The sequence below is a fragment of the Lactobacillus sp. IBH004 genome (genome assembly GCF_026185255.2).
Lineage (GTDB): Bacteria > Bacillota > Bacilli > Lactobacillales > Lactobacillaceae > Lactobacillus > Lactobacillus melliventris.
Genome location: NZ_CP110217.2, coordinates 122,636 through 144,348 on the forward strand (window position 1 = coordinate 122,636; position 21,713 = coordinate 144,348).

General features: G+C 35.0%; 18 protein-coding genes. 12 read left to right on the forward strand and 6 right to left on the reverse strand.

The features are described 5' to 3' along the window. Window positions 1-3 precede the first annotated feature (3 nt). Together LDX54_RS00570 and LDX54_RS00575 are read right to left on the reverse strand one after the other, a co-directional pair. Entirely contained in the window at window positions 4-843 is an 840-nt protein-coding gene (locus LDX54_RS00570) for a triphosphoribosyl-dephospho-CoA synthase (protein ID WP_265667197.1), read from the reverse strand. Window positions 844-992: 149 nt separating this feature from the next. Then, window positions 993-1,907, reverse strand: a complete 915-nt coding sequence (locus LDX54_RS00575; RefSeq protein WP_046324094.1) for a LysR family transcriptional regulator — start codon at window positions 1,905-1,907, stop codon at window positions 993-995. A gap of 516 nt (window positions 1,908-2,423) precedes the next feature. Between LDX54_RS00575 and LDX54_RS00580 the strand changes: the two genes are divergently transcribed. From LDX54_RS00580 to aroD, 4 genes are read left to right on the forward strand one after another with little or no spacing between them, the layout of a single operon-like run. Continuing rightward, window positions 2,424-3,623 (forward strand): MFS transporter, encoded by a 1,200-nt coding sequence (locus tag LDX54_RS00580; protein WP_265667196.1) that lies wholly within the window; start codon window positions 2,424-2,426, stop codon window positions 3,621-3,623. 21 nt (window positions 3,624-3,644) lie between these two features. Further along, window positions 3,645-5,414, forward strand: a complete 1,770-nt coding sequence (locus tag LDX54_RS00585; protein ID WP_265667195.1) for an FAD-dependent oxidoreductase — start codon at window positions 3,645-3,647, stop codon at window positions 5,412-5,414. 40 nt (window positions 5,415-5,454) lie between these two features. Then, entirely contained in the window at window positions 5,455-6,369 is a 915-nt protein-coding gene (locus tag LDX54_RS00590; RefSeq protein ID WP_265667194.1) for a shikimate dehydrogenase, read from the forward strand. A 15-nt stretch (window positions 6,370-6,384) separates the two neighbouring features. Further along, window positions 6,385-7,143: a type I 3-dehydroquinate dehydratase gene (gene aroD / locus LDX54_RS00595; protein WP_265667193.1), complete on the forward strand. Its 759-nt coding sequence runs from the start codon at window positions 6,385-6,387 to the stop codon at window positions 7,141-7,143. Window positions 7,144-7,190: 47 nt separating this feature from the next. On the opposite strand, the gene LDX54_RS00600 is transcribed toward aroD, so the two are convergent. Beyond that, entirely contained in the window at window positions 7,191-8,465 is a 1,275-nt protein-coding gene (locus tag LDX54_RS00600) for an ISL3 family transposase (protein WP_265667192.1), read from the reverse strand. Between the two features lie 467 nt (window positions 8,466-8,932). Here LDX54_RS00600 and LDX54_RS00605 point away from each other — a divergent pair, with 467 nt between their 5' ends. The 4 genes from LDX54_RS00605 (at window position 8,933) to LDX54_RS00620 (ending at window position 14,353) form a co-directional block, all read left to right on the forward strand. Continuing rightward, entirely contained in the window at window positions 8,933-9,934 is a 1,002-nt protein-coding gene (locus LDX54_RS00605) for a LacI family DNA-binding transcriptional regulator (RefSeq protein WP_265667191.1), read from the forward strand. Between the two features lie 203 nt (window positions 9,935-10,137). Continuing rightward, a complete protein-coding gene (locus LDX54_RS00610) occupies window positions 10,138-11,349 on the forward strand; it encodes an MFS transporter (RefSeq protein ID WP_265667190.1) in 1,212 nt (403 codons plus the stop codon). Continuing rightward, window positions 11,342-13,318, forward strand: a complete 1,977-nt coding sequence (locus tag LDX54_RS00615) for a beta-galactosidase trimerization domain-containing protein (protein ID WP_265667189.1) — start codon at window positions 11,342-11,344, stop codon at window positions 13,316-13,318. Before LDX54_RS00610 ends, LDX54_RS00615 begins: the two co-directional genes overlap by 8 nt. Before the next feature lie 9 nt (window positions 13,319-13,327). Further along, on the forward strand, window positions 13,328-14,353 hold the full coding sequence (locus tag LDX54_RS00620; RefSeq protein ID WP_265667188.1) for an alpha-L-fucosidase: 1,026 nt from the start codon (window positions 13,328-13,330) through the stop codon (window positions 14,351-14,353). A gap of 226 nt (window positions 14,354-14,579) precedes the next feature. On the opposite strand, the gene LDX54_RS00625 is transcribed toward LDX54_RS00620, so the two are convergent. After that, a complete protein-coding gene (locus LDX54_RS00625) occupies window positions 14,580-14,843 on the reverse strand; it encodes a type II toxin-antitoxin system prevent-host-death family antitoxin (protein WP_233557691.1) in 264 nt (87 codons plus the stop codon). 145 nt (window positions 14,844-14,988) lie between these two features. Beyond that, window positions 14,989-16,116 (reverse strand): helix-turn-helix domain-containing protein, encoded by a 1,128-nt coding sequence (locus LDX54_RS00630; RefSeq protein WP_265667187.1) that lies wholly within the window; start codon window positions 16,114-16,116, stop codon window positions 14,989-14,991. 147 nt (window positions 16,117-16,263) lie between these two features. Here LDX54_RS00630 and LDX54_RS00635 point away from each other — a divergent pair, with 147 nt between their 5' ends. From LDX54_RS00635 to LDX54_RS00650, 4 genes are read left to right on the forward strand one after another with little or no spacing between them, the layout of a single operon-like run. After that, the gene (locus LDX54_RS00635; RefSeq protein ID WP_265667186.1) at window positions 16,264-17,442 is read left to right on the forward strand and encodes an MFS transporter; all 1,179 of its coding nucleotides are present in this window, start codon (window positions 16,264-16,266) and stop codon (window positions 17,440-17,442) included. Between the two features lie 18 nt (window positions 17,443-17,460). Beyond that, window positions 17,461-19,029, forward strand: coding sequence for an alpha-rhamnosidase (locus tag LDX54_RS00640; protein WP_265667185.1), 1,569 nt, complete (start codon window positions 17,461-17,463; stop codon window positions 19,027-19,029). A gap of 22 nt (window positions 19,030-19,051) precedes the next feature. Continuing rightward, window positions 19,052-19,966 (forward strand): ROK family protein, encoded by a 915-nt coding sequence (locus LDX54_RS00645; RefSeq protein WP_265667183.1) that lies wholly within the window; start codon window positions 19,052-19,054, stop codon window positions 19,964-19,966. Further along, window positions 19,956-21,419 carry a glycoside hydrolase family 1 protein gene (locus LDX54_RS00650; protein ID WP_265667181.1) on the forward strand — a complete coding sequence of 488 codons (1,464 nt, stop codon included), beginning with the start codon at window positions 19,956-19,958 and terminating at the stop codon, window positions 21,417-21,419. The genes LDX54_RS00645 and LDX54_RS00650 overlap by 11 nt, the downstream gene beginning before the upstream one ends. A gap of 62 nt (window positions 21,420-21,481) precedes the next feature. On the opposite strand, the gene LDX54_RS00655 is transcribed toward LDX54_RS00650, so the two are convergent. Then, window positions 21,482-21,712 (reverse strand): cytochrome b5 domain-containing protein, encoded by a 231-nt coding sequence (locus LDX54_RS00655; RefSeq protein WP_110445406.1) that lies wholly within the window; start codon window positions 21,710-21,712, stop codon window positions 21,482-21,484. Window position 21,713: the final 1 nt, after the last annotated feature.

Here is a 21,713-nt window from a genome sequence, read left to right on the forward strand (position 1 = left end):
TTTTTATATATATCCTCTTTCAAAAGCAACAAAAATGGTGACAATTAGTAAATCTGCACAACCGCCTAAGCTGTAATTATGTACTAAGCACTCTTTACTTAATTTTTGCAATTGCTTTTCCCCAGCTGCAGCAGCATAGCCACCAAGATCTAAATATTTTGTTGCTTCTTGGTGGAGCCATTTAACTACATCATAATTTCCGGCCCGTTTAATTAGGTTACTGTCAACCGCTACTGTAGCTATTTTCATTAATGTGTCCAGAAGCCTGGTTTGAACAGTCCCAGTACTGCTTTTTAAAAAAGGCAGGGCCACTTCTCTGACTATGGGATAGCCCTGCTCTGCCTGTGCTCTTGCTCCGCCTATCTTATATTTAACAAATTCTTGTTCACCAGCTGTTTGTAATTCATTATTTTGAACTAAATCACGCTGTACAAGCCCTTTACACATCTTGGTAATAGTAAGAAACAGTTCGGTCTTGTTTGTCATACTATAACTTTCGGCACAAACAAAAATTCCTAATGCAAAAATTGCTCCTTTATGGGTATTAGCACCACGGGTAGCAGTAAACATTTCTTTTTCAGCAGTGATGCCTCTTTGCCTTAATTGCTGAAACATTTGGGTTAAGTCAGTTGAGTGAAAAGTCTGGCCAATTTTAACAGCAGTGGCAAAATACGATTTTAAACTGATAGAGCTGTCAATAAAAGTATAAATATCCATGTCGGGATGTGGGCCTGGGCTCCCAGGATCTACCAGACCAGGTTTGGGTTCAGTAACAACTTCATACAAAAGCGAGCGTAAAGCGTTTTGGGTAATTGAATTAGTCATATTATAGGTTTGATTCATTAGTTAATTAATTCTTTGACAACTTGTTGAACGATTCTAATAATTTTTATGTTATAACTCTTTGCCATAATATCAGTATATCCTATTTCAAGACCCCGCTACCATACATTTATTAATTTCTGATAGATGTCAGTTTTACTTTTTATATTTTAGTTGACAGGAATGTTATCAACAATTTTTTGAATATCTGGTTTATGACTTTTAAGAAAGTCAATGAAATCAACAGTTCCTGGTGAAAAATTTTGGCTGGAATCATAAACTAAATAAACCTGACGAGTATTTTTGGGTAAATCTAGTTTTATAATGTGAATATCGAAACCACTCAGATAAATAGTTTTGGCAACGATGCCGACAATGTCATTGGTCAGTACTTGTCCTGCAATTGCTAATTCATCATGTAGTCTATTTGTGATATTTAGATCAGATGCAGTCGCCAATAAAGCATTAGTTATGTCTTTACCAATCTGAATTTTTTTAGAGTAGGTAATAATTGACTCGCCTTGTAATTCTGCAGGCGTAATTTCTGTTATTTTAGCCAGGTTGTTTTCTTTTGAAACGATAGCAATAATTTCTTCAGTGTAAAGGGGAATATAAGTAAAATAACTAAATTCAGGTACAAATGAGGAAATTCCAATATCATACCAACCATTTTTAATACCTTCGCAAATTTGATATGAAGGATTATCGTGGTAGATGAAGTGAGGGGAAATATTACTTTCTTGTTGATATTGCTTAGTTAAGTGGGGCAATATAGTTCCAATTGCTGTAGGTATACCGGCAATATGGATATTGCCCTGATCCTGACTGATACGCTGCTCAATCTGCTTTTTACCACGATCTAAAGTATTTAAAGATTTGGTTACAGTATCATAAAAAATTCGCCCATATTCAGTTAATTGCACATAACGTCCATTATGGTTAAACAGTTTGCATTGGAGCTCATTTTCCAGTTGCTTAATCGATATCGAGAGGGTAGGTTGACTGATGAACAAATTGTCTGCTGCTTTTGTGTATTGTTTTTGGTCTGCCAATTCACGAAAATAATAAAGTTGATTTAGATTCATGATGTCACCTCAAAATTATTTTTATATTCAATATTAATATTAATAATTACTATACTTAGTTTGATAAAGCCTTTACAAAATTTATTTATATTGTTATTGCTGAAATTAATATTCATACGTTATCGTTAATTTTACTATGTTTTGACGCTTTTAACTAATGAGTCTTTTTTATTATTGGCAACTATTTACGGCTAAACTTTACATTTTTGTTTCCTTTATCTGACTCTGCAAAAGAATTAATTGACATAATTCAAAAAAATAGTTTTGAGTTAAAGTAACGGTTCAGTTTTTATATGCGTAAACTATTAATTAGTGGTATAAAGACAACTTGCTATTCAAAATGAGCCTAAAAATTAATAATCTGAAATTATGAAAATGAAAAATATTGTTGTAGTAGCACTTTTAACTATAGTTATTTTTTATAATTCAGTAATCAGAAATAATTATTCATATCCGTTTTAATAGGATATATTTATTTCTGAATTATCAGCAGTCTTAATTTTGAAAGGTAAAGCTATGAAAAAAGGGAAAAGTTATAGTGGCGTTGCCGCTTCTGTTTATACCCATTTTGCAGTTGTGGGAGCAGCTACCTTATTTATTAGTCAATACAGAGAAATATTGGCCCATTCTTGGAATGCCAGTGCGACCCAAGTTTCACTTGTAATTGCAATGGTGGGCTTGGGTAGAATTTTTACAATTTTATTTGCTGGTGCTATTTCAGATAAGATTGGTCGTAAAAGGGCCTTGTTAATTGCATTGCTTAGTGACGCAATTTTTCTTCTTGGTGCTGCTTTTGCAAACAATATTTGGATAGCGGGGTTAGCAGCAATGTTTTTCGGTGCAACCAATTCATTTGGCGATACAGCCGGTTATCCTGCACTTGCAGATGCTTTTCCAGATAAAACAGCCACAATGAACTCGTTTGTTAAAGCCGCAATGCAAGTCATGCAAATGTTATTTCCATTTTGCGTAAAAATAATTAAAAACCCTAAGATTACAGCGTTAATATTAGTCATTATTATTTTACTGGATGTTGTATTTACAATAAAGACGGCTTTTGCCCCACAAGCTGAGGCAAAAGAGGCTCCTGCAGAAGAAAAAAGCCAAGAAACTGGTATTAGTGAGCAGAATCAGCCTAAGTTAGCTGTTGATGGCTTAATGATCATTGGTTTAGGTTTTACAATTTGTTTTACATTCTATATTTTTTCTCTTTATGCTCCCTACTATGGGCAGTATGTGTTAAATGAGTCCGCTGCTAACGCCAATCAGCTTGTATCATGGTATTCGATTGCTTCCTTAATATCTGTGTTTGTGACCTCAGCTTTAGTAACTAGGGTAAAAAGATTGAATTTAATTATGGTATATTCAGCTATTACTGCCCTTGGCCTGCTGTTTATGGTCTTAAAACCGTCCCTGCTAGCTGGTGAAATAGGTTCTTTAGCTGTCGGTTTCTTTACTGCAGGGGGAGTCTGGCAAGTTGCACTTTCCGTTTTGACTTCTTATTTTCCCCAAAGTCACGGAAAAATTACTTCATACTACAGTTTTGCGCCAGCCCTGGTTTACTTTGTAGCACCACTTATAGCTGCGTTTGTATTAAAGGCCAATGCTGCAAGTACATTGATGGTATTTTGGATAACTACAGTGATAACGATAATTTCGGTGGTTCTATGTGTTGTCCTGATTAGTCGTAGTAAAAATTTCAATATTAAAAATTAATATAAAACAGAAGGTGAATTTATGTCAGAAAAAACAATTAAAGCAACGGCAGAAGGCAGAAATGGTCAGATCGACTTTGATATCAAAGTCGAAGACAATCAAATTACGGATATTAAGGTAACCAAAACTGCCGAAACCCCGGGTATCTTCAACCAGGTTGTAGGTAAATTAAAAAAGAATATTCTAAATAATCAGAGTTTCGCTGTTGATGCTATTTCCGGTGCTTCGATTATGACACAAGCCATGCTTGACTCTGGTAAAAAGGCCTTAAAAGCAAATAGTGTAAATATTGTTTCTCAGCCTAGCGATCAGGCACATCAAGATGTAACCTATGATGTGGATGTAGCCGTAATTGGTTCGGGGATGGCGGGCCTAATGGCTGCCTCTCGGGCGTTGTCAATGGGTAAAAATGTTCTTTTACTTGAAAAAAATGGTTATCTCGGTGGGGCTACAATTTTAAATGGCTCAAACGTAGTTGGTACCGGTTCAAAATTAGCAGCTACTTTATTTGGTGAGGAAGCAAATAAAGATTCTCCGCAGCTCTTGGTTCAAGATATTGCCCGAGAATGCCGGGGGACAAACTATCCCTTACTTTCAGATTTACTGGCGCAAAATATTGGTAAAGCAGTTGATTTTATTACTGAATTTGCAGACCTAACCTATCAGAAAGCCGAGACACAAACTATTGAGCATTCTGTTAACCGCCAAATTGAAATGCCAACTGAAAGTTCTTATGAATTGATAACTAAAGTGGCAAATGCTTTTACCAAAAAGGGTGGCAAAATTTTACTGGAAACTCGGGTGGAACACCTGAATAAAAATGAACATAACCAGCTCGTCTCATTAGTTGCTGAGGGTAAGCACGAAACAGTTACCGTAAACTTTAAGTCCTTAATTATGGCAGCTGGAGGCTGGGGCGCGCGTGATTACCTTAAACATAAAACCAATATCCCTTATTACGGTCCAATGACTTCTACTGGTGATTATTTCGCTTTTGCTAAAAATATGAATTTGGCTTCCCGCAATCTTGACTGGTATAAAGTTTACCCCCATGGTTTAGAAGTTGAGCCTGGTATTGCCAAATTAACCACCTATTCAACAAAAGAAGCGACGGACATGGGTGCTATTTTTGTTAATACCAGTGGTAAACGAATTGTAAATGAATCTGCCCCATACACTCACTTTAGGAATGCCATTGCTGAACAAAAGGATAAAATTGCTTTTGTAGTGATGGATGAAAGAACATGGAACAGATTTTATGAACTGTTACTTAAATATGGTTTTAGCAAAGATGAAGTTCAAGGCTTCTTTGATCTTGACGGCAAGAAGAGTCCGATTTTAGTTAGCGGAGACCTGCAGACGGTGGCTCAAAAAGCTGGCATTGATTATGAAAACCTCAAGAAGACTTTAACTGACTATGAAAAATATGTAACTTCAGGTAATGATCCTGAGTTTGGTCGCCCTTGTCAGTTTATGCATAAATATGAAGGCGATACCTACTTTGTGATTGAGCAGAAATTACGTTTTTGTACTACCCTTGGTGGTTATGAAACTAATCAGCGTATGCAACTTTTAGACCAAGATTTAAAAGCGTTAGACAATTTCTATGCCGCCGGTGAGATTGTTGGCGGTGCTAATGGTCATGATTCAATGCCAAGTATGATGAATTCTTGGTCTTATGCTTCAGGTTTTGTGGCCGGAACAGAGGCTGCTGATAATGCCAATTATCAAAAATTGGAAAAGACTGCACCTGATCTAACTGATGCAGTGTCTGGTGCTTCGAAAAATTAGTATAGAATAATTATTTTAAATTTAATAAAGGAGAAAAATGATGACTAATAAAATTACTGGTGTTAATGGTCCTATTACTGGCTGGCTCGATGGTCATACCTACTTAATTGGGTTGATGGCTTATCCTATTCGGCATTCAATGTCACCAACAATGCACAATAATGCGTTTGCTAAGCTGGGCTTGAATTACACCTATCTTTGTTTTGAAGTTGGCAACGATAAATTAAAAGGTGCAGTTGACGCTATTCGCACGTTAGATATGCGTGGTTCCAACGTTTCGATGCCTAATAAAAAAGAGGTTATTCAATACCTCGATAAATTATCACCTGCTGCTAAAATGTGTGATGCTGTTAATACTATTGTGAACGATCATGGCATTTTGACAGGCTACACCACTGATGGTATCGGTTTTGTGCAATCACTTAAAGATGAAGGCTTTGATATTAAAGGTAAGATTATGACCTTAACTGGTGCAGGTGGTGCTGCAACACCGATAGCGGTTCAGTCAGCTTTAGATGGTGCTAAGGAAATTAGAATGTTTAACATTAGAGATAAAAATTGGCCTCAAGCTGAAAAGACTGTTAAAACTATTCGTGAAAACACTGATTGCAAGGTTTCTCTGACTGAATTATCTGATCAGGAAGCATTTAAACAATCAATTGCAGAAAGTGATATTTACTGCGATGCAACTAGCATCGGAATGAAGCCGTTTGAAGATAAGACATTAGTTTCAGATCCATCATGGTTCCATCAGGATATGGTAGTATTTGACACGGTTTACTCTCCAAGAACTACTAAGTTAATGAGAGTGGCACAGGAGGCCGGAGTTAAGCATGTCTATGATGGTATCGGCATGATGATTGATCAAGGTGCAGCATCATTTAAGCTGTGGACAGGCAAAGAGATGCCAACTGATTATATTCGTGAGATTATATTTTCAGACGACAACGATTAGTTGAGGGATTAACTAATGGCTACTGTAAGGATTAGAAATACTGTTTTAGGTGCAGGGCTGCCCAAAATTGCCGTACCTAATGTCGGAACAAGCACAGAAGAAATTTTGACTGCAGCTGAAAAGATTAAGTCTGCCAAACCTGATTTAATGGAATGGCGGATTGATTATTATGCTGCGGGAGTTAATGACTTTGCCAAGCTAAATACTACTGCCAAGAAATTGCGGCAGGAAGTGGGCGAGCTGCCTATTTTGGTCACCTTTCGCACTAAAAATGAGGGTGGGGTCTGCAGTCTGGCTGAAGACGAATATTTAAATTTAATAGAATATGTCGTTACTAATAGGCTGGGTGATGCAGTTGATATAGAACTTTTTCATGATGAAAAAAGAGTAAAGTCTTTAGTGAACTTAGCTCATGACTACAATGTCGTGGTAATTATGAGTAACCATGACTTTGAAAAGGTGCCAGCTAAAGATGTAATTGAATTTCGTTTACGAAAAATGGCGCAACTTGGTGCAGATGTCCCTAAATTAGCCTGCATGCCTCATAGTGCTACTGACGTTTTAACTCTTTTAGCAGCAACGACAGAAATGAATGCAGAAATTGCTAATCCCTTGATTACTATGGCTATGGGCGATATTGGTAAAGTTACTAGAGTAGCCGGTCAAGTTTTCGGTTCTAGTTTGTCCTTTGGTGCTGTTGGCAAAACTTCTGCACCAGGTCAGCTGTCGATTGCAGATTTGCGGAATGCGGAAAAGTATTTGGCAGTGGATTAAAATTGGCTCTTTGTCAAATCCTGTTGATAGAGCTTAAATGAATAGAATCAAGCAGCTAAAAAACTGCTTGGTTCTTTTTCTTTTACCTTGTTTTCTGCTAATCTAATCCTGGTTAGCAGATTGTGGAAGTTGGCGTAGCCAAAAGCTGTGCGCTCAATTTGTTTAATCTTGCGATTGAAGCCCTCTAAGCAGCCGTTGGAATAATTCAATGTTATCCCGTTAATTACTGCTTTCAGGTTATGCTTAAAAGTTAACAGGGTTTGATGCATTTGCCAGCCAACTTCTTCTTTAGCATGAATCACTTCTTTAATTGCCAGCGGATCTTTGGCAGCCAAAGCATCATAAAATGCCTGCAGCAGGTTGTAGGCATTAGTAAGCTCCGTGCTGCAGGCGATGCCTTCGTTGACTATCTGCTCTTGCGTCAGATTGTCTTTGTAGTGCCAATTGTAATGCGGATGAATTTGGTCGAGTGCCTGGTACTTCTTGAGATACAGTTTCCACGGTGATTTAAGCAGTTTGTATTCTCTGCTGGTCTTTTTGAATTTCTTCATGACCTGCACGCGCAGGGAGTTGAAGGAACGCGTAAGCATTTGTACCATGTGAAAGCGATCAAGCACAAGCTCAGCGTTGGGGAAGCATGCTCGCACAATGTCCTGATAGTAAAAATTCAGGTCCAGAGAAACTGTTTTGACGCCTTGCAAAGCCGCTGGCGCAAACTTTTTGAAGTAGGCAATAATTGCTTTTTTATAGCGTGTTCGGAGAATCTGAACCACCTCGTGTTTGTCGGCATCAAGACAAATAAAATGCAAGGTGCGGTCAACGCCTTTAAACTCGTCGAAGGCCAGATGCTCCGGCAAATAATCATAGCTGCTACTAAACTGATGCGAGCAAGAGCCCAGCACTCTTTGCACCGTATTGACAGAAACATTGTTTTCCCGGGCAATGCTGGTCATTGAGCGGTCTTCTGTTAAAGCACTGAGAATTTTGAGCTTAGAATGCTGGGAAATACAGCAGTATTTGCCTACCAGGTCAGATTGAGCCATTGAGCGTTTATTGCAGGTGCGACACCAGACTCTCTGCTTAAAAAGTCTAATAATGACTGGCTGACTGGCATTGGCAGCAGGATAGCGGATTTCGGTTTTCAAACGGCCATTGTGCCGCAGCTCCTGTGAGCCACAAAAGGGACAACTGGGCTGCAATAAGACAGCTTGGTAAACCTTCTGCTTATAGCCGTTAGCCAAACGGAAGAAATAATCTTCAAAAACAATGTTTTGATCTTTAATATCAAGAGCAAATTTAATATAATTATTAAAAGAGGACATAATTCAAACCTTCTATAAAATATTGGGTGAAGTTAATATTTTATTACAAGAAGCAAGAGGAAGATGTCCTCCTTTTTTATGCAATAAAAAACCTATTAACAGCTTACCACATGGATAAGTCATCAACAGGATAAATTATAGAGCCTTAAAATTAATATAATAATAGTATTAAAAAGCTAACTTTATATTCTGATAAAGTTAGCTTTTTGTGTACAAATTTTATTTTGAATAGTAAAAATTGAAATAACTAAGACGGTTTATATAATAAGATTTTTTATTTTATTTTATATGTAACTAGGTAATATTATAATGTCTATTTTTTGTGAGACAGTACAAGAGTACAATTATCAAGAGAAGTAATTTGAAAGCATATTCAAACTTTAAATGATAAAATGTTTAGAGCAAAAGAATACTATTTTATTGTAAATCATTAAACTTTTAAAATAAATGTAAGGAGAGATCATCAGTTGGCTACAATTCGTGATGTTGCGAAAGAAGCAGGTGTGTCTTTAGGTACTGTTTCGCGCTATTTGAATGGATATACTCTAAAAAAAACAAATATGGATAAAATTGCTGCAGCTATTAAGAAACTTGGTTTCAAGCAAAATTATTTAGCAAAGGGCTTAAAAACAAAGAAAAGTCATGCAATAGGTGTTGTGGTAAATGCTTTAACAGATATTTTTGCTGCATCCATAGTCACTTCTTTAGAGGACTTTTTGGAAAAAAATAACTATGAGTTAATAATTGCTGATTATAAAAACAATATAAAATTGCTAAACGAAAAGCTTAAATTTCTGTACTCAAGAAATGTAGATGGCATCGTTCTTTTTCATGTTGAACAAGCAGTGCCCATATTAAAAGAATTCAGGAAGAAAAAAATCCCAGTAGTAGCTGTTGATACTCCCATATCTGGGTTTGAGTGCGATACGGTACTGCTGGATAATTATCATGCTTCAGTTGAAGCTGTCAAATCCCTCTATGAAATAGGTCACAGACAAATTGGCATTATTTCGGGTGGCCAACAAGGGTATGTTGGCTCTGAAAGATTGCGCGGTTATGTTGCTGCAATGAAAAAATACGGTATTTTTGATCGCGAGTTAATAGTAGGTGGAAGTTCATTTAAAGATTCAAGCTATGATGCTACTTTAGATTTACTTAAAAATAATCACCAAATAACCGCACTATATTCTACAAATTATTATATGACAATAGGTGCGATTCAAGCAATAAATGAGTTGAATCTCAGAATTCCTGCGGATATTTCATTTATTGGCTTTGATGACTATGATATTTCTACAGTAATAAAACCCCAGTTAACCGTTGTAGCACAGCCAGTCGCAAAAATCGGCCGAGAAATTGGGAAAATAATTATACAAAAAATTACTAATCCGGCTGACTTAAACTACCAAACCAAGTTTTTTAAAGCCAAAATTGTTTGGCGAGATTCTGTCATAAATAAAAACTTTTAAGAAAGCGATTGCAATTAATTTCTAAAAGTAATATTATTATTGTGTAATTGAACCGGTTCAATTATTAAAAGCTTTTTATTGTTTAGATACATTTAGGGTTCATTTTCGTAATATATATTATTCTGCTTTAGTGAACATTATATTTTATTATAAAAATGAACCGGTTTAAAAAAGTTTTGTTTATTTAAGTAAGGAGAAATTTTATGGATGACAAAAGTGTTATTCAGCAGAGTAAAAAACTAATGATAGCGATCATGGGTATTTCTCTGGTTTTATCTACTTCAGGAGCTATTAGTGGTACTATTCCTTTAATGGAAAAGCATTTTGCTAACATGCCAACTTCTACTGTAGAGCTGATTGTCACTATTCCGAGCTTCTCTGGAATTTTTATTCCGTTGCTTGCTGGGTTTATTGAAAAAGTTACTGGTAAAAAACTGTTGGCATTGCTGGGATTAGGTATCACTGCAATTTGTGGTGTTATTCCAGTATTTACCGGTAATTATTGGTTAATTTTATTTTCCAGAATAATGGTAGGAGTAGGGATCTCTCTTCTTACTCCATTAAGTGTTTCATATATCACTGATATTTATGAAGAGAAAAGAGCTAATGAGCTTTTAGGTTACAGAAATTCTTTTATTAATATTGGTAGTACCGTTTTACTCTTTTTAGCTGGTTATTTAATAAAAATTGGTTGGCATTCTGCTTACTGGGTATTTGCTCTAGCTGTTATTCCGTTCATAATGACGCTGGTTTGGATACCTAAGCGTTTTGATAACTATAGTGTTACTGTGGGCGAAGATGTCGATCAGCAAAAGATTAAGCAGACAACTAATTGGCAAATAATTGGCTATGCGGTTTTGTTTGGCATTATGCAAATTAGTTATATGGGAATTAGTCTTAAAATTCCAAGCTACATTGTTAATAATCATATTGGTGATAGTAGTACAGGAAGCTTTATCTTAAGCTTATTACCAATTGCAGCTATTGTTTCAGGATTGCTCTATAAATACATTTATCATGTCTGGCAGAAAAATACTACCGCGTTTAGTGCTACCATTGCTGGTCTTGCATTAGGAGCTACACTATTTTTACGCAATTCATACTTAATTGGCGCTTGCATTATGATTTCCGGCTTTTTCTGGGGCATTATGAATCCTCATATGACTGAATTGTTTGCCCTTAGTTCGCCAAAAGGTTCAATGACGTTGAGCACTTCCATAGTTATCTTTGGAATTAATATCGGTGGAACGTTTGCTCCATTTATCTTCCAATTTTTAGGAGCTTTATTCCATAATTATAGCCCTGAAATGGGTCTGATTATTTCAGCAATTATTTGGATTATTTTTGGTGTGGTATTTTTGATTGTAAATTTGATGTTAGCAAATAAAGCTAAAGGAGACAATAAAGATGCGTAAAAGAACTGTTCACTTGGATTTTCACACTAGTCCATATGTTAAAGTTGGTGAAAAATTTGACAGTCATGAGTTTGCTCAAACCTTAAAAAAAGCTCATGTCAACTCTATTACCTGTTTTGCTCGGGATCATCATGGGTATCTCTGGTATAATTCTAAAAATCATCCTGAAATGATTCATCCAGGATTAGTCAATCATAACTTGCTTGCAGAACAAATTAAAGCTTGTCATGAGGTAGGAATAAAAGTTCCTATTTATTCTACCTGTCAATGGGATGAATATTGCATGTTAAATCACCCAGAATGGCTCTGCCGAGATCCTGAAGGCAATAGAATTAATATGGGTGATGAAAAGCCTAATTTTAATGATGTTTTATGTTTAAATAGCGATTATCGTCATTATTTGTTCGACCATGTTAACGATGTGATAGACAGTATTGGAGCAGAGAACATTGATGGTTTCTTCTTTGATATTTTTTTCCTAGTGCCATGCGATTGCAAACATTGCAGAAAAGAAATGGCTCGTCTAGGTATCGACCACACAATTGAAAGTGAACGTGTGCGGTATTGTCATTTAATGCTAAAAGAGTTTAAACGTGAAATGACCAGTCTAATTCATAAACGAGTTAAGAATGCTACTATTTTTTATAATGGTTCTCATGTTGGACCTTATATTAAAACTTCACTGCGTTACTACTCACATCTTGAAATAGAGAGTCTTCCTGGTGGAAACTGGGGCTACGATAATTTTCCTCTAGTGGATAGATATGCTAGGACCTTGGGTAAGGACATTATCGGTATGACTGGAAAGTTTCATACATCCTGGGGTGATTTTCAATCCTTTAAAAATAAAGAAGCTTTGGAATATGAAGTTTTTCAAATGCTGTCTTTTGGTGCAGGGTGTTCAATTGGTGACCAATTACATCCTAGTGGTCAATTATCTCCTGCTACCTATGAATTAATTGGCCATGTGTATAAGACTGTAGAACAACTAGAACCAGAACTTGAAAATACGAAGCCTTTAGCAGAAATTGCTGTAGTTACTCCGGAAAGCATATGGGACAACGGTATGACTTTAGACGAATCCCTTATCGGAGCCAACCGAGTCCTCGACGAACTGGGATATCAATTTAATATCATAGACTTAGAAGCAGATTTTTCTCAATATAAATTGCTGATTCTGCCAGACAAAATTAAAGCTACACCAGAAAGTTTTGCCAAACTGCAAAATTATGTCAAAAACGGTGGCAAGGTGTTGTTGTCATACCAGTCAATGGATCAAGGAGTTTACAATGAAAACCCTCTGACTGGTAATTTAATGGAAGGATACTCTTTCTGGGATCGCGATTATATTTATCCTAATTCACAAATAGGACATAATTTACCTCAAGAAGAACATGTTATGTATGAGCAGGGAATGGCTGTTGAACCAATTAGCTCAAAAGTTATTTTGGAAACACGTGAACCTTACTTTAACCGTGAAGGTAAATATTATTACGGCCATAAACATGCTCCTTCCACAGGCAAAAAAGGTGTACCAGCAGCTACTCTGAAAGGAAACTGCATTTACTTTTCGCATCCTGTTTTCAAGATTTATCGTGACTATGCTCCTCGGTGGGTAAAGGAAATCATCTCTGATGCTTTGAACATATTACTTCCAGATCGGTATGTTGTTAAGCCAGAAGATAAACCAAGCCTGTCAGCACAGTTACATTACTCATCAAATAAAAATAAGTTTTTGTTACACCTATTAGACTATCCTCTAAAGAAAAATGCGGTTAATTTATATACTATTGATGAACGGACACAGTTGATAAATCAAAACTTTACAGTTTTAGTAGGAAACAGAAAAGTCAAAAAGGTCGAACTTATAAGGCAAAATCAAGAAATTGCTTTTCACCAAGATGATACCAAAATTAGCTTTACTGTTCCCAAAATTGACGGCTATGAAATTGTAAAAATACAATGTTAGGAGAAGTATATGAATAAAAATAATAATATTGAATGGTTCAAAAATGCTAAATATGGCATGATGATTCATTGGGGATTATATTCTCTTCTTGCTGGTGAATATGAAGGAAAATCTTCAAGTTATTATGCCGAATGGATTCAGTCTAAATTGCAAATACCTATTGTTAAGTACCGCCAACTTGCAACAGCTTTTAATCCAATTTATTTTGACGCTGATAAGATTGTCGCATTTGCTAAAAATTGTGGTATGAAGTACCTGGTAGTTACTACTAAACATCATGATGGTTTTGCAATGTATCATTCACAAGTTGACCCATACAATGTTTATGACGCGACACCTTTTCACAGGGATGTAATCGGAGAATTGGCAGAAGCTTGCCAAAAGGCAGGTTTGAAATTTGGTCTTTATTATTCACAAGACTTAGACTGGCATGAACCTAACGGTGGCGGCTACCTTTCAAATGATATCGAATCAGCTGGTACTACTTGGGATAACAGCTGGGATTTTCCACAGAAAAACAAGAACTTTGCTCAGTGTTTTAATGACAAAATCATACCTCAGATTAAGGAAATAATGAGTAATTACGGTGAGATAGCTACAGCCTGGTTTGATGTACCAATGACTTTGACTGAGGCTCAGAGTCAGGAAGTCTACGACACGGTGAAAAAACTGCAGCCAAACTGTTTAATCAATTCCCGTCTTGGTAATGGTAAATATGATTATGTTTCACTTGGTGACAATGAAATTCCAAGCGACAAAGAAGAAAACGAGCAAAATGTTGATTATAATTCAATTGAAGGATTTAAACCGTCTCCTTATGGTTTATATGAGACAGCTGGCACAGTTAATGATTCTTGGGGCTTTTCATACCGCGATCAAAATTGGAAATCTCCCGCAACAATTTACCAATACCGCAAACATTTAAATAGTTTAGGAATCAATTATCTTTTAAATGTTGGACTTGATGGCTTAGGCAGAATTCCTTTACCAGCCCAAGAAAATATTGCTGCTGCAGCAAAATTGGTTGAAAATTAATAAAATGTTTTAACAATGATATGACCTCCGAAATTAAGTCAGTTTCGGAGGTCGTATTTTTTAGTTATTTAATACAATAAAGGGAGTGCGTCCTAAATGGATGCGTTTAATTAATGAAAGTAACTTTGGATTTTTGGAATGAGATCTTCTCGTGCTAAAGCTTCTTTTTTTAACTTTTTCACCTAATCTAGTCAATAAGTATGTTTTTAGGTTTTCAAGATATTCTTTAGAAGGACTTGATAATTTTAATGAGAACGTTAGCTAAATAGTTTTCCTTTAATTTCATCAAAATTATAGTACTTTGATTTTTCAGCTTTTTCAGCTTATTTACTAGCTCAAGAGCAGTAGTAAATTCATCATATTCTTCGATATCTATGAGCGCAAATTTGCCATAGCCATTTTTGGTAAGAAAGACGGGATTATCTTTTTTAACTTTATTAAGGACTTTATTGTAATTTCTTAATTCTGAAACATGTTGAATTTGTAGCATAATTATCACTTCTTCTAACAAATATTGTTTCTTAATTTCTCATTACTCTATAGTATTGGCACTAACTAGTTATTAGGTATGGGATTCTATAAGTTTTTTAAATACTAAATATATACGGTAATATCTTGAGTATACTTCGGAATTTTTATGCTTGAAATTTACTACGGTATTGTTTAGGGGATAAATGCGCATATTTTTTAAACGTTTTAGAAAAATAGCTTGGACTGGTAAAACCTAATGAATTAGCAATATCAGATAAGCTCTTTTTTGAAAAAATAATCTGATTTTGTGCTTCAGTGATCCTTATTTCGTTTATGTATTGAACAATGGTTTTACCAGTTTCTTTTTTAAAAGTCGCACATAAATAATTTTTGGAGTAATTTAACTGCAAAGCCAGGTCCGTTAAATTGGTTCTGGAGTTTAAATGATGGTATACAAAGTCTTGAATGCTGTAAATTAACTTAAAGTGCGGATAGCCTTGGTTAATTCTAATATGTTTGATAAAAAGTTTACCTATATCGAGCATTATTTCATAATGATTTCCAATTGTACTTAAAGCCTCTACTTTTTGGATACATAAGTCACTTAAGTCATATGCGGCTTCGGGGCGCATCCCTCCCTGAATTGCAGCTCTGGTAAAAAGAGTTATTGATACTATCAATAGGTCCTTCTTTTCTCGTAAATCATTACCTTTAATCATTTTTCCAGGTGAACCGCTCGGAATAAAAGTTTTTAACTGTCTTTCAAATAAAGCAGGATTTCCCAGTTTAATAGCATTCATCATTGATTGCTCTTTTAAATAGTTTCCATGATCAGTATTAATTTCATTTTGCACTATTTTATTGTTTTTATTGTTACTAAGATATGCGTGTTTCAAGATGCTTATTGGCTGGTTAATAATAGGCTTCTTCTGATAAATACTAAAATAAAGTATCGTACTATACTCGATCAACAACTCGATATTTACTTCCGTGAAATTAGAGGTCGGGGTTTTCATGTTGTTTAAGTTGTGAGAACTAGACCAAAGCACAATGATATTATTTTGGGGCTTATCTAGATAAATGACGCTGAAGCTGTCTTGCTCTTGTGTAACATATAAATAAATAGTATTTATTTGACCTAATGGATTAATGTGATTCAAATATGACCTCGGAAAAACAGGGGTCAAACTATTTTGAAATTTTTTAATGATATGTTTTTTGTTATCAAATAAGAGTATTGGCAGCTTAAAAGCTGAACTAAAATGCTTTAATATGTACTTTAAATCATCCATTTTTTGAAAGCGCCTTCTTTAATAATAATATAATACAAAAAATATTAATATTGAGCAAATATTTCTGTGAAATTTTGACTATAGTTATTGCAGAATCTAAGTGCACTAGGATTGATCAGAATTAATATTTATTGGAAGGTGAAGATATTGATTAAAACAAGAAAAATAATGTTGATTATTGCACTATTGTTTTTAAATATTGTTGAACAAGCAGCTAGTGTTATTACTGCTACCATACCAGGTATGGCAAAGACTTTTAGTAATGTTTCTCTAACAAACGTAGAAATGTTAACGACTATTGTCTCAATGTTTGTGACAGTATTTGTACTAGTCAGTGGCGTAATTGTTAAAAAAATAGGACAAAAGCAAACAGCTCTGTTAGGTATGGTAATAGCAGCTGTGAGCTCAATTGTTCCTGCTTTTTCTAATTCATACATGGTAGTATTAGTTTCTCGTGCAGTTTTGGGTATAGGTATTGGTTTAGCTAACCCTTTAGCAATTAGTCTAATAGGGACCTTTTTCAAAGGTGATGAACGAGCAAAACTAATGGGCTGGCGCTCAGCCATTGCTGGTGTTGGTACGTCACTTATGACTTATTTTGCTGGACAATTGTTAAAAATTAGTTGGCATGCTTCGTATTTAGTTTATTTGTTATTTATTCCAGCTGTTATTCTGTTTGTCATTTTCGTACCTGTTCCTGAAAAGGAAGGTTACATAGACGAAGAAAATAATACTGAAACAGATGGTAAGAAATCAGATCAAAGTCAAACAGGAAAAGGACTACTTATTACTTTAATGTTCCTCATGTTTATGGCAATGGTTTGTTTTATGATTCTTTCAGTCAAATTACCAACCTTTTTAGTTCAAAACAAAATTGGTACTGCCCCTCAAGCAGCAACAGCTTGGAGTATTCATAATTTAGCTGGCTTATTAGGCGGAATGTGTTTCGGCTATTTATACAAACATTTAAGGCAATATTTATTACCAGCTGGCTTAGCCTTAGTCGGACTGGGTTTCATAATGATTGGTTTTACTAAAGTAATGGGCATAATTTATTTGTTAAATATTGTAACTGGTTTTGCTGCTTCTAATGTAACCCCGTATATTTTTAATCGTATAAGTGAAGTTGCTTTACCACAAAATGCGCCATTTTATACATCTTTAGCTTTAGTCGGATCTAATTTTGGCTCATTCATTTCGCCATATGCAGGTAGTTTTATTGGTAAAACTGGCAAGTTCGCTATTATTAATGCTGGAATAATATTAATTGCTTTGGCAGTAATTACATTAGTAGCATCTTTTAGAAAAGTAAAAACTGCAAATTAAGTATAAGGAGATAATTTCATGCATTTTCAAACAGGTAAAAAAATAGATTTTGACAGAAATAACAAGTTTTTGGATAAAGCTAAAGATGCACAAAAACCTTTGTTAACAGAAACGGTAGTACCGCAAAAACTGGTAACCGTTACTAAAGGCAAGGGCATAGACGGTATAACTATTGAAGCTTCAAATCAAAAGCTGGAGAATCTTAGTCACATTAAATTGGGCAAAGGAGATTCTATTATTTTAGATTTAGGCAATCATCATGTGGGCTACTTTAGCGTCGAAATTTCTTCTGTGGGTTCGCCAATGGATGCACCTTTATTTTTACACTTGGTTTTTGCTGAACAACCAATTGAGTTTGTAAAAATAACAGAACCGTATGATGGTGCACTCAGTAAATCCTGGCTTCAAGAAGACTATATCCATGTTGACCAACTCCCTACAGTTTTAAAATTAAATAGAAGATATTCATGCAGGTACATCAAACTAGAAGTAATCGATACTTCGCCTAAATGGAAAGTTGTATTCCATAATCCCACTTTTGAAGCTAAGAGTGCAGTTTCACTAGCCAATATAGCAACTTTTAAAACAGATGATGACCAATTAAATAAAATTATTGCAGTAAGTGCAAAAACTTTGCAGGACTGTATGCAAGATGTTTTTGAAGATGGTCCCAAAAGGGATCGAAGGCTCTGGCTGGGTGATTTGCGCTTGCAGGCATTAGCAAATTATGCTTCCTTTAATGATCAAAACTTAGTAAAGCGGTGTTTATATTTATTTGGAGCTTTGCCGACCAGTAGTGGCAGAATTACCAGCAATTTATTTACAGGTTCAGAACCTATTCCTGATGATACTTTCTTATATGATTATGGTTTATTTTTCATTTCAACTTTGTTTGATTACTATCAACAATACCATGACAAAGAAACTGTCAAAGATCTATTTCTTCCAGCTAAACGGGAATTGGCACAAGCACTGCTTTATTTAAATAAGCAAAATTTAGTTGAGCTAAAATCAGATTGGCCAATATATGTTGATTCTGGCAATAACTTTGATAAATCAACTTGTGCAACTGCTATTTTGATTTATGCACTTAAGCAGTTCATTTCTTTGGGTCAAGTTGTTAATGAAGATATGACAGACTATACTAGAAAACTACAAGATATCGTAGAAGCTGTTCTTAATAATTTATATGATAAAAAAACTGGCTTTTTTGTTAGTGGTAAAAATAAAGAAATTAACGTAGCAAGTCAAGTTTGGATGGTATTAGCTCACATTTTAACTGATGAAAAAAACCAGCAACTTATGGCTGCAAGTATGAAAAAGTTTTATCCGTTTAAAGATATTACTACACCATATATGTATCATCATATTGTCGCAGCGCTTTTTGAATCAAGTAATAATGAGCTGGCTATAAATTTAATTAAGAAATATTGGGGTGGCATGCTTGACTTAGGTGCAGATACTTTTTGGGAAGCCTTTAAGCCAGATGATCTAGACTTTTCGCCATATAATAATTTAGCAATAAACAGTTATTGTCATGCGTGGAGTTGCACACCAATTTACTTGTTAAAGAAGTATTATAAGTAAGATAAAAGATGGGAAAGGTAATATGTGTAAATATCTTAGTATAGATATAGGCGGCACGAATATTAAATTTGGCTTATTTGATAAGTCAGGAAATTTAATAACAAAAGATTATACTAGTACACCCGATAATATTTCTGATTTTGTCAAAACACTTGATAAGGTTGTGAAAAAATATTTGGTTAACATTAAAGGAATTGCCGTCAGTGTCCCAGGTAAAGTTGATTCTAAAACCGGAATTGTATATCATGGGGGCTCGCTACACTATCTTGATCAATTTAATTTTAAACACATATTAGGAAATAAATATCATGTTCCAGTTGAAGTAGAAAACGATGGACGAGCTGCAACTTTAGCTGAAATATGGCGCGGTAGTATGCATAATATAACTAATGGCGCGGTAATTATTTTAGGCACTGGCGTTGGTGGCGGCATAATAGTAAATGGCAAAATTTTGCGCGGTTTTCATGATCAAGCTGGAGAAATAAGTTTTATTACTTTAGGAAGAGCTATTGATCAAAATAATATTGTTGGTAAGTTATGTTCTGCTTTAAATATGATTGAAAAATGTGCAGAATATAAAAATTTATCCAATATTGATGATGGTAAAAAAGTTTTTGAGGCTATCAATAACAAGGATCCGGTGATTTGGACTATATTTAAAAACTATTGTGCAGCCATTGCGACTACTATCTTAAATATACATAGCGTGATTGATATTCAAAGAGTAGCAATTGGCGGGGGCATTAGTAATCAGCCAGTTTTGCTTAGGCAAATAAAAGTAGAATTATTAACTGCTGTTGAAAAATCTCCCAAAATTGCTAATAACATCGAACTACCGGAAATCGTAACTACCACTTTTTTGAGCGACGCTAACTTATATGGAGGTTTATATAATTTTTTGAATCAGCAGACGGAGTATAAAGATAATGAATTATAATAACTTTCCTAAAAACTTTCTTTGGGGTGGTGCTACTGCAGCATCTCAGATTGAGGGTGCATATTTAGAAAATGGTAGAAAGCCTTCAACGGTTGATGCAATGCCTGGAGGAAAAAATAGATTAAAAATAGTTAATCGTAACGATTTTAACTGGCAAATAGATGAAAAGAACTATCAATATCCCAATCATTTTGGTATTGACCACTATCACAGATATCAAGAAGACATTCGTTTATTTAAAGAAATGGGCTTTAAATGTTATCGTTTTTCTATTTCATGGAGTCGCGTTTTTCCTAATGGTGATGAAGAAAAACCTAATAATGCAGGGTTGCAGTTTTATGATAACTTAATAGATGAGTGTTTAAAATATCAGATTGAGCCAGTTATTACACTTTCTCATTATGAGATTCCTTTAAACTTGATTAAGAAGTTAAATAGCTGGGCGAACAAAAAAATGATTGACTATTTTGTTAAGTTTGCACAGGTGATTTTGTCCAGGTACGCAAATAAGGTAAAGTATTTTATTACTTTTAATGAAATTAATTCTGCATTGCATTTTCCAGTTCTTTCTCAGGCTCTAATACCACGTACTGGATCTAAAAACTTTAAGAATGTTTTTCAAGCATGGCATAACCAATTTGTAGCAAGTGCCAGAATAGTTAAGTTTGCACACCGATTGGCTCCAGAAATTAAAATGGGATGCATGATTCTTTCTACCGCTAATTATTCTTACGACTGCAATCCAGAAAATCAGCTGGTAACTTTACACAGAGAGCAAGATTTTAATTTCTTTTGCTCAGATGTTCAGGTAAGAGGGTATTATCCTAGTTATACGCACAGGTTTTTACAGGATTATGGTTTGACAGAGAAAAATATTGACTGGACAAAAACTGAATTTAAAGAAATTGCTGACGGAACAGTTGATTTTATTTCTTTAAGCTACTACCAATCTAATACTATCGATAAGATTAACAAGCGAGAAATTGTGCCAGGAAATCTAATCCAAAGTGTTAAAAATCCGTTTTTAACTGTTACTCAATGGGGTTGGCAAATAGATCCAATAGGCTTGCGCGTGATTTTAGACAAACTATATGATCGATACCAAAAACCGCTCTTTATCGTTGAAAATGGTGTCGGAGCTAAAGATAAAGTAACTGTACAAAATAAAATTTATGACGATTACAGAATCGATTATCTCAAAAAACATATTGAAGCAATTAGTGGTGCAATTTATGATGGTGCTCAAGTAATTGGTTATACTCCTTGGGGCTGTATTGATTTAGTGAGTTCGTCAACAGGAGAAATGAGTAAACGATATGGACTTATTTATGTTGATCTGCATGATGACGGCAGTGGTTCATGCAAAAGGTTAAAAAAGAAATCATTTTATTGGTACAAGAGGGTGATCCAGAGTAACGGTAATAATTTATCAGAAAAAGACATAGATTATTAAATTATTAATCATCAAAAAAGCAGGCATACAAACATATGCCTGCTTTTTACTATTTATGTTAATTAATCTTCGTAAGTACCGACTTTTTTCAACTTACCCAAGACACTTTCACCGTGAGGTGATTGTCCTATTGCAACAGTTAAATCACGGCCGGCTAGATTGCCATGGTGCTCACCATCAGTCCAGTGCGGATTACCAGTTACATCATAAACAACACCTTTAATAGCAACATAGGCTGGATTGCCATTTTTGCCATCATATTTTGCTAAAGACTCTTTTGTGAATTTTTCCATT

Coding starts and splice junctions, on each gene's coding strand:
- LDX54_RS00570 (WP_265667197.1), bottom strand. CDS start 843: ATGAATCAAACCTATAATATGACTAATTCAATTACCCAAAACGCTTTA.
- LDX54_RS00575 (WP_046324094.1), bottom strand. CDS start 1,907: ATGAATCTAAATCAACTTTATTATTTTCGTGAATTGGCAGACCAAAAA.
- LDX54_RS00580 (WP_265667196.1), top strand. CDS start 2,424: ATGAAAAAAGGGAAAAGTTATAGTGGCGTTGCCGCTTCTGTTTATACC.
- LDX54_RS00585 (WP_265667195.1), top strand. CDS start 3,645: ATGTCAGAAAAAACAATTAAAGCAACGGCAGAAGGCAGAAATGGTCAG.
- LDX54_RS00590 (WP_265667194.1), top strand. CDS start 5,455: ATGACTAATAAAATTACTGGTGTTAATGGTCCTATTACTGGCTGGCTC.
- aroD (WP_265667193.1), top strand. CDS start 6,385: ATGGCTACTGTAAGGATTAGAAATACTGTTTTAGGTGCAGGGCTGCCC.
- LDX54_RS00600 (WP_265667192.1), bottom strand. CDS start 8,465: ATGTCCTCTTTTAATAATTATATTAAATTTGCTCTTGATATTAAAGAT.
- LDX54_RS00610 (WP_265667190.1), top strand. CDS start 10,138: ATGGATGACAAAAGTGTTATTCAGCAGAGTAAAAAACTAATGATAGCG.
- LDX54_RS00615 (WP_265667189.1), top strand. CDS start 11,342: ATGCGTAAAAGAACTGTTCACTTGGATTTTCACACTAGTCCATATGTT.
- LDX54_RS00620 (WP_265667188.1), top strand. CDS start 13,328: ATGAATAAAAATAATAATATTGAATGGTTCAAAAATGCTAAATATGGC.
- LDX54_RS00625 (WP_233557691.1), bottom strand. CDS start 14,843: ATGCTACAAATTCAACATGTTTCAGAATTAAGAAATTACAATAAAGTC.
- LDX54_RS00630 (WP_265667187.1), bottom strand. CDS start 16,116: ATGGATGATTTAAAGTACATATTAAAGCATTTTAGTTCAGCTTTTAAG.
- LDX54_RS00640 (WP_265667185.1), top strand. CDS start 17,461: ATGCATTTTCAAACAGGTAAAAAAATAGATTTTGACAGAAATAACAAG.
- LDX54_RS00645 (WP_265667183.1), top strand. CDS start 19,052: ATGTGTAAATATCTTAGTATAGATATAGGCGGCACGAATATTAAATTT.
- LDX54_RS00650 (WP_265667181.1), top strand. CDS start 19,956: ATGAATTATAATAACTTTCCTAAAAACTTTCTTTGGGGTGGTGCTACT.
- LDX54_RS00655 (WP_110445406.1), bottom strand. CDS start 21,712: ATGGAAAAATTCACAAAAGAGTCTTTAGCAAAATATGATGGCAAAAAT.